Raw genomic sequence first — 14088 nt, forward strand, 5'->3', positions numbered from 1 at the left:
CGGCCGGCCCCCACTCACCCGCGGCGAACCGGAAAGCCACACCGCCCCAGCCGCGCGCAGCGCTACGTCAGGTCGAACTCTCCCTCGCGCGCACCGTGCACGAAGGCCCCCCACTCCGCCGGGGTGAAGATGAGGGACGGGCTCTCCGGCCGTCCACTGTTGCGCATCGCGACGAACCCTTCGACGAAGGCGATCTCCACGTCTCCGCGCCCTTCACTGCTCGATCGCCAGTCGGCCGTGCTGAGGTCGAGCTCCGGCTTGTCCCAGCCCGTGAGCGGGTGCTGCTGAGTGGTGCTTTCGGCCACGTCCGTGCTCCTCCCGAGTGCGTCGTCCGGCGCCAGCCTAGCTTTCGCTCCGGGCGCCGGACAGGCCGCGGAGGCAAGGCCGCCGCCCGTCCGGTGCGCACGGCCGGTCAGCTGGTGGGCGGTTCGGCTCCGACGAGCCACATGGAGAAGAACTGCGAGCCGCCCCCATAGGCGTGGCCAAGTGCCCTGCGGGCGCCGTCGACTTGGTGTTCGCCCGCCTGACCCCGCACCTGAAGTGCCGCTTCGGCGAAGCGGATCATGCCGGACGCGCCGATGGGGTTGGTGGACAGGACGCCGCCCGACATGTTCACCGGCAGATCGCCGTCCAGCTCCGTCACGCCGGACTCGGTGAGCTTCCAGCCCTCGCCCGCCGCGGCGAAGCCCAGGTTCTCCAGCCACATCGGCTCGTACCAGGAGAACGGCACGTACATCTCGACGGCGTCGATCTCCCTGCGCGGGTCCGTGATGCCCGCCTGCCGGTACACGTCGGCCGCGCAGTCCTTGCCCGCCTGCGGCGACACGAAGTCCTTGCCCGCGAAGAGCGTGGGCTCGCTGCGCATCGCGCCGCCGTGCATCCAGGCGGGCGGCCGGGGCGAACGGGCCGCGCCCGCACGGTCGGTGAGGATCATCGCGCAGGCGCCGTCGGACGACGGGCAGGTCTCCGAGTAGCGGATCGGGTCCCAGAGCATGGGGGACGCCTGGACCTTCTCCAGGGTGATGTCCCGCTCGTGGAGGTGCGCGTAGGGGTTCTTCAGGGCGTTGCGGCGGTCCTTGTACGCGACGAGGGAGCCGACGGTGTCGGGGGCGCCGGTGCGCCGCATGTACGCGCGCACGTGCGGGGCGAAGAATCCGCCCGCGCCCGCGAGGAGCGGCTGCTGGAACGGAACGGGCAGCGAGAGCCCCCACATCGCGTTGGATTCCGACTGCTTTTCGAAGGCGAGGGTCAGGACGGTGCCGTGGACCCGGCCCGCGATCAGGTTCGCGGCGACGAGCGCCGTGGAGCCGCCGACGGAGCCCGCGGTGTGGACGCGCAGCATGGGTTTGCCGACCGCGCCGAGCGCGTCGGCGAGGTACAGCTCCGGCATCATGACGCCCTCGAAGAAGTCGGGCGCCTTGCCGATGACGACGGCGTCGATGTCGGTCCACGTCAACTCGGCGTCGGTCAGAGCACGTTGGGCGGCCTCGCGGACGAGGCCCGCGATGGACACGTCCTGCCGGGCCGCGACGTGCTTGGTCTGGCCGATTCCGACGACGGCGACGGGTTCCTTGCCCACCGCATTGCTCATCGGGCGTCTCCTTCCAGGACGGCGACCAGGTTCTGCTGGAGGCAGGGCCCGGACGTGGCGTGCGCGACGGCCCGGTCCGAGGCGCCCCGGTGGATGCGGGCGGCGGCCTCGCCGAGCCGGATGAGCCCCGCGGCCATGACGGGGTTGGCGGCGAGCGCGCCGCCCGAGGGGTTGACGTCGACGCCGTCGCCGAGCCGCAGGGCCTTGCGCAGGACGACCTCCTGGGAGGTGAACGGCGCGTGCAGCTCCGCGGTGTCCACGGGCGACTCGAAGACTCCGGCCCGTTCCGCGGCCAGCCGCGTGGAGGGCGAGTCGGTCAGGTCGCGCACGCCGAGCCCGTGCGCCTCGATGCGGTGGTCGATGCCCCGGATCCACGCGGGCCGCCCGCACAGCTCGCGTGCCCGATCCCCGGCGGCGAGGATCACTGCGGCGGCCCCGTCGCCGACCGGCGGACAGTCGCCGGTGCGCAGGGGACGTACGGCATAGTCGCCTTGCGAAGCCGAACTCCCCAGCTGTGCATGGGGGTTGGAGTCGGCAGAGGTACGGCTGCGCGTCGCGATCCCGGCGAGCGCGGGCTCGTCCGTCTCGCCCGCGTCGATGAGCGCCTGCGCCTGGAGCGCGGCGAGCGCCACGGAGTCGGGCCAGAGCGGGGCCACGTAGTACGGGTCGAGCTGCCGGGTCAGGACGTCGCGCACGGAGCCCGGCGACGACTTGCCGTACGCGTAGACGAGCGCGGTGTCGGCGTCGCCGGTCTGCAGCTTCGTCCACGCCTCGTACAGCGCCCAGGCGCCGTCCATCTCGACGTGCGACTCGGAGATCGGCGGCCAGGCGCCGACGCCGTCCAGCGCCATCGTGAAGGAGAAGGCGCGGCCCGCGAGATAGTCCGAGGAGCCCGAGCAGGTGAAGCCGATGTCGCTGGTCTTCAGGCCGGTGGCGGCGAGTACTTCGTGCAGCACCGGCATGAGCATCTCGACCTCGGAGAGCTCGTCGGTGGTGCGCAGGTGGTCGGTCTGCCCGAAGGCGACGATCGCCACGTCCCGGACGGGCCGCATCGCCGACGGCTTGCGGGGCGCCATCTACACCAGCTCCTTGTACGTGTCGTAGTCGGCGTCGGGTTCACCGGTGGGCCGGTAGTGGTCGGGGAAGCGGCCGCCCTCGGTCCACCCGGGTTCGACGCGCAGGCCCATCCGGACCTGGTCGTACGGAATCCCCGCGATGCGCGCGTGCAGGGCGAGGTCGGCGCCGTCGAGGGCGATGTGGGCGTAGACGTACGGCACTTCGATGGCGTCAGTCATTGCGTTCTTTGCCTTGATGTTGACGATGCAGTACGTCGTGACGGTGCCGCGCGGGCCGACCTCCACCCGCTCGGCCGTGGCGACGCCGCAGGTGGGGCAGGCGCCGCGGGGCGGGACGTACACCTTGCGGCAGGAGGGGCAGCGCTCGCCGACGGTCTTCTGTTCGGCGAGGGCGTTGATGTACGCGCTCTGGGCGCGCCCCGGCGCGTAGGTGTAGTCGAGCCGCGCGGCCGCGACGATCCCGGTGACGGGTTCCGCGAACACACCGTCGTGCGGCGCGGACCGCCCCTCGCCGCCCCCCTCGTCCGGCTCGAAGCAGGCGATGTCCGTGATGGCGCCGATCCGTTCGGCGGCCCAGCGGATCCTCACGCGCATGCCGCTGCGCACGGCGTCGGGCCCCGGCACGTCGAGGGCGTGCAGCAGGGCGGTGTCGGCCCCGTCGAGCCTCACCAGGACCCAGGCGAACGGCGTGCCGAGCGGCTGCCCGCGCCGGGGCTCGTGGTTCCAGGCCCAGGTGGTGACGGTGCCCGTGGCGGAGACCTCGACCAGGTCCCGTATCTCCTCGGCGGTCACGGGGTCGTACTCGACGGGCGGGACGAGCGTCCTGCCGTCACCGGTCCGCACCCCGAGCACGGTGCGCTCGCGCAGCCCGGTCAGGAACGCGCTCTGCACGGGCCCGAGGGACCGGGTGAAGGGAAACTCGACGACCAGAGGAGCACGCAGCACCTCGGGTACGGCAGCAGATGCCATGGGCGGAACTCCGTTTCACAGAAACGACGACGGGCCCCTTCAGGGGCGCGGGGAACTGCGCGACCAGCCAAGGCGGACCCCGCAGCGAAAGAACGACCAAGAGCGCCCTAGGCCCGCCGGAAGACAGGAGCCCGCTTCTCCGCAAAGGCCCTGGAGCCCTCCTTCGCGTCAGCGGTGTCGAAGACGGGCCACCCCCTCTTCAGCTCGGCCGCAAGCCCTTCCTCCTCGGTCAGCGAGGCGGCCTCATACACGGACGCCTTCACCGCCTCCACCGCCAACGGCCCACACGCATTGATCTGTTCGGCGATCACCAACGCCTTCTCCAGCGCGGCCCCGTCCGGCACGACGTGCCCGATGAGCCCGATCGCCGCCGCCTCGGCCGCCGCGTAGGGCCGCCCGGTGAGCAGCATTTCCAACGCGTGCGTACGGGGAATCTGCCGCGGAAGCCGCACGGTGGACCCGCCGATGGGGAACAGCCCGCGCTTGACCTCGAAGAGGCCGAACGTCGCCGACTCCCCGGCGACGCGGATGTCGGTGCCCTGGAGGATCTCCGTGCCGCCCGCGACGCAGTACCCCTCGACCGCGGCGATGACGGGTTTGCGGGGCCGGTGATGGCGCAGCATCGCCTTCCAGTGCAGATCGGGGTCGGCCGTCATCCGGTCCCGGTACTGCTGCCCGTCCATGCCCTTGCCCGCGAGGGCCTTGAGGTCCATGCCCGCGCAGAACGCGCCGCCCGCGCCGGTGAGCACGATGGAGCGGATCGCGTCGTCCGCGTCGGCCTCCAGCCATCCGTCGTACAGGCCGACGAGCATCGGCAGCGAGAGCGCGTTCTTCGCTTCGGGCCTGTTCAGCGTGAGTATCAGTGTGGCGCCTTCGCGCCGCACGGTGAGGTGTTCCGTCCCACCCATGTGCCGTGCTCCTCCCTCGACGGCCGCCGGACGGCCGGCCTGTCGGCTCCAGACCTGGAACAGGTTGCAGTAGGCGGGGAGCCAGTTCAATAGTTTTCTGACACCCAGTCAGTTTTCTTCTGCGGAGGCCCTTCCCAGTTGGGGGTGCCTCTGCTCTGATGACCGCCAAGCGAGACGTCAGAGTGGACGCCGGGGTCAGGAGGAGCGCGGTGGAGTACAACCTTGCCGACCTGTTCGAGTCGGTCGTCGACGTGGTCCCCGACCGCGAGGCGCTCGTCTACGTCGACCATCCCGGCACGGGTGCGGAGCGCCGGCTCACCTACGCGGAGCTCGACGCGGCCGCCAACCGCATCGCCCACCACCTGATCGACAGCGGTCTGCAGCCGGGCGAGCACCTGGGCCTGCACCTGTACAACGGCATCGAGTACCTCCAGACGGTCCTCGGCTGCCTCAAGGCGCGGCTCGTGCCGGTCAACGTCAACTACCGCTACGTGGAAGAGGAGTTGGTCTACCTCTACCGCGACGCGGACCTCGCCGCACTCGTCTTCGACGCCGAGTTCACCGAACGGGTCAAGGCCGCGCTGCCGCGCACCGAGAAGCTGCGGCACCTGGTGCGGGTGGGCGAGCCGCCCGCCGACGCACCCGCGATCGACGCGGTCGCCTTCACCGACGCGGAGGCCGCGGGCTCACCGGAGCGCGGCTTCGGACCGCGCTCCGCCGACGACCAGTTCATCATCTACACCGGCGGCACGACCGGCATGCCCAAGGGCGTCATGTGGCGCCAGGAGGACCTGTTCTTCGCGGGTCTCTTCGGCGGCGAGCCGACGGGTGAGCCGGTGAAGCGCCCCGACGAGCTGGCCGAGCGCGTCGCCGCGGGCAGTCCCGGTCTCACCTTCTTCCCCACTCCCCCGCTGATGCACGGCACGTCGACGCTGACCTCGTTCATCGCCTTCAACTACGGCCAGCGGGTGGTCATCCACCGCAAGTACGTGCCCGAAGAGGTGCTCCGCACGATCGAGCGCGAGAAGGTCTCCAGTGTGTCGCTGGTCGGCGACGCGATGCTCAGGCCGCTGATCGACGCGCTGCACGGCCCGCTCGAGGGCACCGACCTCTCCTCGCTGTTCAGCGTCTCCTCGTCGGGGGCGATCATGTCGGAGACGGTGCGCGCCCAGTTCCAGGCGCTGGTGCCCCATGTGCTGCTCCTGAACAACTTCGGTTCCTCCGAGTCCGGATCCAACGGCAAGGCCACGGACGACTCGGGCCCGGAGAAGGGCTTCCGCCTGGAGGTCAACGAGCGTACCCAGGTGGTCGATCCCGCGACGCACGAGCCGGTGCCGGTCGGCGAGCCGGGCCGCCTCGCCCAGCGCGGCCACGTCCCGCTCGGCTACTACAACGACCCGCGCAAGACGGCCGAGACCTTCTTCCAGAAGGACGGCGAACGATGGGTGCTGCTCGGCGACATGGCGACGGTCGACGACGAGGGCATCGTCACCGTCCTCGGGCGCGGGTCGCAGTGCATCAACACGGGCGGCGAGAAGGTGTATCCGGAGGAGGTCGAGCAGGCGCTCAAATCGCATCCTGACGTGTACGACGCGCTGGTCGCCGGGGTGCCCGACGAGCGGTGGGGCAACCGCGTCGCCGCGGTCGTCCAACTCCGCACGGGGGCACCCGCGTTGGACCTGGAGGCGGTCCAGACCCACTGCCGCACACTGCTCGCGGGCTACAAGATCCCCCGGGCGGTGGTCTTCACCGAGCGCATACAGCGCTCGCCGAGCGGCAAGGCGGACTACCGGTGGGCGAAGGCGGTCGCGGCACAGGGCTAGAAAAGCCGCCAGGGCACCCGGTGTTCACGGGCTACCGGCCGAGCCGCACCTCCCAAAGACGGATCACCTGGTCCTGGCCGCCGCTCGCGAGGGTCGCCCCGTCCGGGCTGAAGGCCAGACAGCGCACCTCGCCCGCGTGACCGGGCAGGGCGGCCCGCCGGTGACCGGTCTCCGGGTCCCAGAGGCAGATCACCCCGTCGTGGCTCGCGGTGGCGAGCGTACGGCCGTCCGGGCTGAACGCCAGGGCCAGCGCCCCGCGGGCGTGCGCGTCCAGTGTGCGGCGGTCGTGGCCGTTGCGGGGGTTCCTGAGGTGGACGAGCAGGTCGTTGGCCGACGCGGTGGCGAGGATGTGGCCGCCCGGGCTGAAGGCCACGGCCGTGGTGAGGACCCGCCCGGGGATCTTCCAGCGCTCCATGGCCAGGGGGAGGTTCCAGAGCCGGGTCGTCTTTCCTTCGCCGCCGCCGACGACGTGCCGGCCGTTCGGGCTGAACGCCACCTGGGTCACCCAGCCGCCTGCCCAGCGCATCTCCGGGCCCGCGGCCCCGGTGTGCGCGTCCCACAGCCGGATCGCCCCGTCGCTGCCGCCGGTGGCGAGCGTACGGCCGTCCGGGCTGAAGGCGACCCGCGTCACCGATCTCATCCGGCCCGGGTAGGTCAGGACCAGGCGCTCCTCGAACGTCTCGCCGTCCCAGAGGCGCGCGTATCTGCCGCAGCCGGTGGCGAGCGTGCGGCCGTCCGGGCTGAAGGCCACGGCCGCGTCCCTGTTGCTGCCCACGGGAAGCGGGTCGCCGTGCGCTGCGCCGCTGTCCGGATCCCACAGGCGTACGTACTCGTCGGCGCCCCCGGAAGCGAGCGTGCGGCCGTCCGGGCTGAAGGCGAGGGAGAGCACCCAGGTGCGGTGCCCGGACAGGGTCAGGCGCTGCTTGCCCACGAGGACATCGGCGCGGACCGGTCGTGGGGTGACGGTCCGAGGGGCGGCTTGGCGGACGGGCGCGCCGATACGTGGAACGGCGGAATCCGGCGCGTCCGGCGCGGCGGCCAGTGCGCGGGCCAGCGCCGTGGCGTCCGGGCGGTCGCCGGGCTGCTTGGCGAGCAGGTTGCTGACCAAGTCGTCGAGGCACTGCGGGAGTTCGGGCCGCAGCGTCCGGGGCGGCGGCACGGGCTCCGTCACATGCTGGTGCATGAGGGCGAAGACGGAGTCGGCCGTGAAGGGCGGCCGCCCCGTGAACAGTTCGTACAGCACGCAGCCCAGGGCGTACAGGTCGGCGGGGGCGCCCACTCCCTGCGTGCGCCACTGCTCGGGCGCCATGTACAGGGGCGTGCCCACGACGTGTCCGGCCGTAGTGAGCGCCGAGGAGGCATCGGCCGTCCTCGCGATGCCGAAATCGCAGATCTTGACCTGGTCGCCGGGGCGTACGAACAGGTTGCCCGGCTTGAGGTCGCGGTGGACGACGCCGCTCTCGTGCGCGGCGGCCAGGGCGGTCGCCGTCTGCCGCACCAGGTCGACGGCCCGGTCGACGGGCAGCCCCGCGCCGTGCTCGGCAAGCACCTGCGCCAGGTCCCTGCCCTGCAGCAGCTCCATCACGATGAACAGCTGCCCGTCGTGCTCCCCCGCGTCGTGCACCACCGTGATGCCGGGGTGCTGGAGCCCGGCGAGGATGGCGGCCTCCCGCTGGAAGCGCCGCACCACGCCCGGATCGAGCCGGCTGGGGAGCACCTTGACGGCGACGTCACGGCGCAGCAGCGAGGAGTCGCGGCCCCGCCACACCTCGCCCATGCCGCCGCGCCCGATCAGCTCCTTGAGTTCGTAGCGGTCCGCCAGCGTCACACCGGACAGATCCATCCGCGCCCCCGCCCCGTGCCTGCGCGTGCCCCACGCCCCAGCGGATTCCTGCCGTACAGAAAGTACGGCACGAAGGCGTCGCAGGAAGGAAGTTGACCGTATCCGCTACGGCAGGTCCGCCTCCGTGAGCTGGTAGAGCTCGGGCACGGAGACCTTGACGGGCTCCTGTGTGGTCCGTGCGATCACGACGACGGCGGGCTCGGTCGGGTGGGGGTTCTCCTCCCGGTGCGGGACGAACGGCGGTACGAGGAAGAAGTCGCCGGGGCCCGCGGCGACCCGCACCTCCCGCGTGCCGTCGTGGTAGACGAACACGGGGTGGCCGCTGACCACGTAGATGCCCGCCTCCGAGTCGCCGTGGTGGTGGTTGTCCGTCGAACTCAGCGGCGGGTTCTCCACCATGCCCATCCAGAGCTTCTTCGAGCCGACCGTGCCCCCGCTGATGGCGGCGAAGCCGTCCAGTTCACCGGAACGCACGTGGTGGACGCGGTTGTTGAGCGGCGCGGCGCCGTCGGAGCCCGTGGAGTCGGTTGCCGTGCCGGTGCTGTGGTGGTTCGTCATCGTTGCGGCCTCTCGCTGTGGTCTGCCGTGGACGAGATCCACACTGCGACCTCCGCACCGGATACGGCAATCACCCTTGCCGATACAGCAAATGCCTTTCTGTGGGCGTCACTCCGCGCAGACCGACCGCAGCGCCCGTCCCAGGGCCACCGAATGCAGGGCGTCGAGCCGCTGTTCGTGCCGGACGTGCACGGCAGCGGCGGTCAGGACTCCGCCGCAGTACGGCGCCGTCCGCGCGCCCTGCGACGCGGCGATGCCCCGCACCAGCTCGCCGTTGATCCGGTTGATCTCCTTGCGGACCTCCGCGAGATCGGGCCGCTCGGTCGGCGCCTGGGACGGATCGGCGTCCCAGCGCCGGAACAGGCCGCGCTGCACGACCTTGTTCGCCTCGATCTGGTCGCGGAAGATCCGCACGGTCGCCTCGGGGTCGGCGCCGATCTCCCGCGCCTGCGCCGCCACCGCGTCCAGGACCTGCCGCTCACGGGCCGGGTCGTCGATGGGGCTGTCCGTGCCGTACTTGGCGGCGGCGACGAGATCGGCGGTGGCCAGACGCCGCGCGGACCAGTCGGCGAGCGGGTACAGCCGGGCGTAGGGGCCCGCGGGCGCGGTGGCCTGAGCGGGGGCGGACTGCGTGGGCACGGTGGCCGGTGCGGGCCGCGCGGGCGCGGTGACCTGCGCAGGCCGCGCGGGCGCCGCGACGGCCGCGCCGCCTCCCGCGAGCAGAGCGGCGGCCACGGTGCCGGTGGTGAGCAGACGGCCTGCCGAAGAGGTGAGACGCACGACGGTTCCCCCAGGGGATCGGTGGCGGACGTCCAGCGACCGTACGCGCTCGGCGGGCGGCGCACGAGCAGCCGCCGGCACCGCCGCGCGCGACGCCGCTCAGTCCTGCGCGAGGAATCCCGCCACACGCCGCACGAACCACTCCGGGTCGTCCAGCCACGGGAAGTGCCCGCCGCCCGGCTGCACTTGGCACACACCGCCGGGGAAGAGCCCGGCGAACTCCTCGGCGAGCGCCGGGTTCGGGCCGCCGTCGTACTCCCCGGCGAGGACGAGCACCGGGGCGGCCAGCTCCGTCAGGGCTGCGCGGGTCGCGGGCGGGTCGAAGGCGCCCTCTCCGTAGAAGGCCGCCGCGGCCTCCGCGTTCTTCTCCGTGGCGCTCGCCGCCTGGTGCGCGCGGGCCACCGCGTCCCAGCGCCCGTAGGCCAGCGGCGCCAGCGCGGTCCCCGCGTCGGCGGGGCTGCCCCCGGCCTCGATCTCCTTCAACGCGGCGACGGCCGCCGGATACCAGGACTCGCCCTTGTGCACCTCCACCGCGTCGACGTGGTCCTTGACGGTCACGGTGAAGCCGACCGACTGGCTGGCCGCGGTGATCAGGGCGAGGGCGCGGATCCGCTTGGGGTGGCGGGCCGCGTACAGGGTGGCGACATTGCCGCTCGCCGAGTGCGCGAGCAGATCGATCCGGTCCAGGCCCAGATGCTCGCGGAGGGCTTCGACGTCGTCGACGATCCGGTCGCAGCGGTACGTCGCCGGGTCCTCGGGCACCGCCGAGTCACCGGTGCCGCGCAGATCGAGCAGGATGAGACGGCGGTACGCGGTGAGGCCGCCGAGGTCCCCCAGATAGGCGGACGCCCGCATCGGCCCGCCGGGCAGACAGATCAGCGGCTCGCCCTCACCCTTCTCGTGGTAGGCGAGCTCGGTCCCGTCGTACGCGCTGAATGTCGGCATGAAGGCGATCATCACATCCCGTGTCGCACCCGGGCAATGCTCCTCGGGCACAACGCCCCAGCTCGACGCGGCCTTGCGCGATCCCTTGACGGCCCTCTCCGCGCCTGGATTACTGGGCTCGACAGAAGATCGACGACCGAATGATCGGTCGCCCGTTAAGGACGGGAGAACTCCATATGACGCGTTCGCCGCTACTCCTCGACGCCTCGGAGCGGCTCAGCCCCGAGGGGCTCGCGGCCCTGCAGCTGGAGCGCCTCCAGGACACCCTGCTGCACGCGTACGAGAACGTCCCGTTCTACCGGGCGGCGTTCGACAAGGCGGGCCTGCGCCCCGACGACTGCCGTTCGCTCGCCGACCTCGCGCGCTTCCCCTTCACCACCAAGGACGACCTGCGGGCCAACTACCCGTTCGGGATGTTCGCGGTGGAGCAGTCCGAGGTGCGCCGCCTGCACGCCTCCAGCGGGACGACGGGACTGCCCACCGTCGTCGGGTACACCGAGCAGGACCTGTCCATGTGGGCGGACGTGGTGGCGCGCTCGATCCGCGCAGCGGGCGGCCGACCGGGCGACAAGGTCCATGTGGCGTACGGCTACGGCCTGTTCACCGGCGGTCTCGGCGCGCACTACGGAGCCGAGCGGCTCGGCTGCACGGTGATCCCCGCGTCCGGCGGCATGACCGCGCGCCAGGTCAGGCTCATCCAGGACTTCCGCCCCGAGGTCATCATGGTGACCCCGTCGTACATGCTCACGCTCCTGGAGGAGTTCGAGCGCCAGGGCGTCGATCCCCGGACGACCTCGCTCAAGGTCGGCATCTTCGGCGCGGAGCCGTGGACGGAGGAGATGCGGCGGGAGATCGAGGAGCGGTTCGCGATCGACGCGGTGGACATATACGGGCTCTCGGAGGTGATCGGCCCGGGCGTGGCGCAGGAGTGCGTGGAGACCAAGGACGGTCTGCACATCTGGGAGGACCACTTCTACCCCGAGGTCGTCGACCCGATCACGGGTGAGGCGCTCGCGGACGGGGAGCACGGCGAGCTGGTGTTCACCTCGCTCACCAAGGAGGCCATGCCCGTGATCCGTTACCGGACACGGGACTTGACGCGACTCCTGCCCGGCACGGCGCGGATCTTCCGCCGGATGGAGAAGGTGACGGGCCGCAGCGACGACATGGTCATCCTGCGGGGCGTCAATCTCTTCCCCACGCAGATCGAGGAGATCGTCCTGCGCACGGCGGGCATCGCCCCGCACTTCCAGCTGCGGCTCACGCGCGAGGGCCGCATGGACGCCCTGACGGTGCGGGCCGAGGCCCGCGCGGACACGCCGCCGCAGCGGCGCGACGCGGCGGCCCGGGAGATCGCGGCGGCGGTGAAGGACGGCGTCGGGGTCTCGGTGGGCGTGGAGATCGTCGACCCGGAGACGCTGGAGCGTTCGGTGGGCAAGTTCAAGCGGATCGTGGATCTGCGGGAGCGGGGGGCGTAGATAGCGGGCCAGCGCCGAACCGGTCCCGCAGCTCCCGCTTGAGGATCTTCCCGCTGGCGTTGCGCGGCAGCTCGTCCACGAACAGGACCCGTTTGGGCGCCTTGAAGTGGGCGAGCTTCTCGCGTGCGTGGGCGATGAGTTCATCCTCGGTGAGTTCCTTGTCTCCGCGTACGACGATGGCGGTGACCGCCTCGATCCAGCGTTCGTCCGGCAGGCCGACCACCGCGGCCTCCGCGACGCCCGCGTGCTCGTACAGTGCGTCCTCGACCTGCCGCGAAGCGACGAGCACCCCACCGGAGTTGATGACGTCCTTGACCCGGTCGACGACGGTGAAATAGCCCTCGGCGTCCCGCACCGCGAGGTCACCGGAGTGGAACCAGCCGTCGCGGAACGCCTCCGCGGTCTCGGCCGGTTTGTCCCAGTAGCCCTCGCACAACTGCGGTGAGCGGTAGACGACTTCACCCGGCGTGCCGTCCGGCACCTCCCGGCCCTCCTCGTCGACGACACGTGCCTCGACGAACAGGACGGGACGGCCGCAGGAGTCCATCCGGCCCTCGTGCTCGTCGGGTCCGAGGACGGTCGCGAGCGGGCCGATCTCGCTCTGCCCGAAGCAGTTGTAGAACGCGAGCCCCGGCAGCCGGGACCGCAGCCGCTCCAGGACCGGCACGGGCATGATCGACGCCCCGTAGTACGCCTTGCGCAGCGCGCCCAGGTCGCGGTCCGCGAACTCGGGGTGGTTCGAGAGGCCGATCCACACCGTGGGCGGTGCGAACAGGCTGTCGGCGCGCCCCGCCTCGACCAGGTCGAAGATCCGCACGGCGTCGGGCCCGTCGAGCAGGGTGTTCTCGGCGCCGACCGCCAGGTACGGCATGAGGAAGACGTGCATCTGCGCCGAGTGGTAGAGCGGCAGCGAGTGGACGGGCCGGTCGCTCGCCTTCAGGTCCAGGGCGGCGATCGCGGAGGCGTACTCGTGGACCAGGGCCCGGTGCGTCATCATCGCGCCCTTTGGCGACGCGGTGGTGCCCGAGGTGTAGAGCAGCTGCACCAGGTCGTCGGTGCCGGGCGGTTCCCCTTCGTACGCCGATGCCGCGGCGAGCCGCGTGAGCAGGGAGTCGTCCGCGTCGCGCAGCGCCAGGGACCGCACGCCGTCGGGCAGGCGGTCCGCGAGGTCCGGGTCGGCGAGGACGAGCGAGCTGCCCGACTGGCGGACGATGTAGGAGAGTTCGTCGCCGGTGAGGTTCTGGTTGACCGGCACGTGGACCAGGCCGGCCCGCGCGCAGGCGAGGAAGCCGATCAGGTACGCGTCGGAGTTGTGGGCGTAGGCGCCGACCCGGTCGCCGGGGGCCAGGTCCAGGTCGCGCAGGACGCGGGCCGCGCGTGAGACGGCGTCGTCGAGTTCCTGGTACGTCCATGACCGCTCGCCGTAGTGGAGCGCCGCGCGCGTCGGCGTGCGGCGCGCGCTGCGTGCGAGGACTCCGTCGACCGTGTTGCCGTGTGCACCCGTCATGGCGTGATCCTGTGCGCCGCGCGCCGCCCGGTCAAGGTCCTGAACAGGGTGCGTGGCGCGCGGAGCCCCGGCCCGCTCCGGCCATGGGGTCAGTCCTCGGCGAGCGCGTCCTCGTACGCCGTCAGCGTGCCGACGAACAGCTTCCGCTCGGCCGGTGTCAGGGGGGCGAGCGCCTTGCGCCAGGCGAGCGCGCCCCGGCCGAGCCAGCCGTCGATCGAGGTGCGGTGCGTGTCGGCGATGCTCACGATCTTCCGGCGGCGGTCGGCCGGGTCCTCCGCGCGCTCCAGGACGCCCTTCCGGCTCAGCTCCCCCACCATCAGGCTCACGGTCGTGGGCGCGACGCCGAGCCGCGCGGCGAGTTCGTTGACGCTGAGCGGTCCGTCGAACAACAGGTAGGCGAGGAGCGAGAGATGACGGGGTGCCAGTTCGAGCGACCGGAGCTCCTCGGGAATCGTGATCCGCTTGATGCGCCCGACCATGCGCGGCATGAGCAGCAGCAGCGTCCGGACGGCGTCGTCGACGTCGGGCCCGGGGCCTTCGTGGTTCCTGTCGCCGGTTGACACCCGGCACTCCCCTCAATAGCTTTGCCATCAAATCTTCTTTGCTTTCG

13 protein-coding genes are annotated in these 14088 nt (G+C 71.7%); 2 read left to right on the forward strand and 11 right to left on the reverse strand.

The annotated features are described in order from the left end of the window. Positions 1-62: 62 nt before the first annotated feature. The 5 genes from ACFWZ2_RS03030 to ACFWZ2_RS03050 form a co-directional block, all read right to left on the reverse strand. Entirely contained in the window at positions 63-305 is a 243-nt protein-coding gene (locus ACFWZ2_RS03030) for a DUF397 domain-containing protein (RefSeq protein ID WP_384540913.1), read from the reverse strand. Positions 306-412: 107 nt separating this feature from the next. Further along, on the reverse strand, positions 413-1579 hold the full coding sequence (locus ACFWZ2_RS03035; protein ID WP_384541262.1) for a thiolase domain-containing protein: 1167 nt from the start codon (positions 1577-1579) through the stop codon (positions 413-415). Positions 1580-1587: 8 nt separating this feature from the next. Next, positions 1588-2667, reverse strand: coding sequence for a thiolase domain-containing protein (locus ACFWZ2_RS03040; protein WP_384540915.1), 1080 nt, complete (start codon positions 2665-2667; stop codon positions 1588-1590). Next, positions 2668-3636: a Zn-ribbon domain-containing OB-fold protein gene (locus ACFWZ2_RS03045; protein WP_384540918.1), complete on the reverse strand. Its 969-nt coding sequence runs from the start codon at positions 3634-3636 to the stop codon at positions 2668-2670. 107 nt (positions 3637-3743) lie between these two features. Next, positions 3744-4544: a crotonase/enoyl-CoA hydratase family protein gene (locus ACFWZ2_RS03050; protein WP_384540920.1), complete on the reverse strand. Its 801-nt coding sequence runs from the start codon at positions 4542-4544 to the stop codon at positions 3744-3746. A gap of 209 nt (positions 4545-4753) precedes the next feature. Here ACFWZ2_RS03050 and ACFWZ2_RS03055 point away from each other — a divergent pair, with 209 nt between their 5' ends. After that, entirely contained in the window at positions 4754-6367 is a 1614-nt protein-coding gene (locus tag ACFWZ2_RS03055; RefSeq protein WP_384540923.1) for an acyl-CoA synthetase, read from the forward strand. A 31-nt stretch (positions 6368-6398) separates the two neighbouring features. Here the strand turns inward: ACFWZ2_RS03055 and ACFWZ2_RS03060 are convergent, their stop codons facing one another. From ACFWZ2_RS03060 to ACFWZ2_RS03075, 4 genes are all read right to left on the reverse strand, one after another. Next, positions 6399-8210 carry a WD40 repeat domain-containing serine/threonine protein kinase gene (locus ACFWZ2_RS03060; RefSeq protein WP_384540926.1) on the reverse strand — a complete coding sequence of 604 codons (1812 nt, stop codon included), beginning with the start codon at positions 8208-8210 and terminating at the stop codon, positions 6399-6401. A gap of 105 nt (positions 8211-8315) precedes the next feature. Next, on the reverse strand, positions 8316-8768 hold the full coding sequence (locus ACFWZ2_RS03065) for a cupin domain-containing protein (protein WP_384540928.1): 453 nt from the start codon (positions 8766-8768) through the stop codon (positions 8316-8318). Between the two features lie 108 nt (positions 8769-8876). Further along, complete coding sequence (locus ACFWZ2_RS03070; RefSeq protein WP_384540930.1) at positions 8877-9548, reverse strand: chorismate mutase; 672 nt, start codon at positions 9546-9548, stop codon at positions 8877-8879. A 99-nt stretch (positions 9549-9647) separates the two neighbouring features. Continuing rightward, positions 9648-10493 (reverse strand): alpha/beta fold hydrolase, encoded by an 846-nt coding sequence (locus tag ACFWZ2_RS03075; RefSeq protein ID WP_384540933.1) that lies wholly within the window; start codon positions 10491-10493, stop codon positions 9648-9650. A gap of 176 nt (positions 10494-10669) precedes the next feature. On the opposite strand from ACFWZ2_RS03075, the gene paaK reads away from it, so the two are divergent. Then, positions 10670-11971, forward strand: coding sequence for a phenylacetate--CoA ligase PaaK (gene paaK, locus ACFWZ2_RS03080; protein WP_384540935.1), 1302 nt, complete (start codon positions 10670-10672; stop codon positions 11969-11971). Here the strand turns inward: paaK and ACFWZ2_RS03085 are convergent. Both ACFWZ2_RS03085 and ACFWZ2_RS03090 read right to left on the reverse strand, forming a co-directional pair. Continuing rightward, complete coding sequence (locus tag ACFWZ2_RS03085; RefSeq protein ID WP_384540937.1) at positions 11934-13478, reverse strand: acyl-CoA synthetase; 1545 nt, start codon at positions 13476-13478, stop codon at positions 11934-11936. The genes paaK and ACFWZ2_RS03085 overlap by 38 nt on opposite strands. Positions 13479-13567: 89 nt before the next feature. Further along, positions 13568-13966: a MarR family winged helix-turn-helix transcriptional regulator gene (locus ACFWZ2_RS03090; RefSeq protein WP_384541264.1), complete on the reverse strand. Its 399-nt coding sequence runs from the start codon at positions 13964-13966 to the stop codon at positions 13568-13570. Between the last annotated feature and the right edge of the window lie 122 nt (positions 13967-14088).

It is taken from the genome of Streptomyces sp. NPDC059002 (assembly GCF_042740435.1).
Lineage (GTDB): Bacteria > Actinomycetota > Actinomycetes > Streptomycetales > Streptomycetaceae > Streptomyces.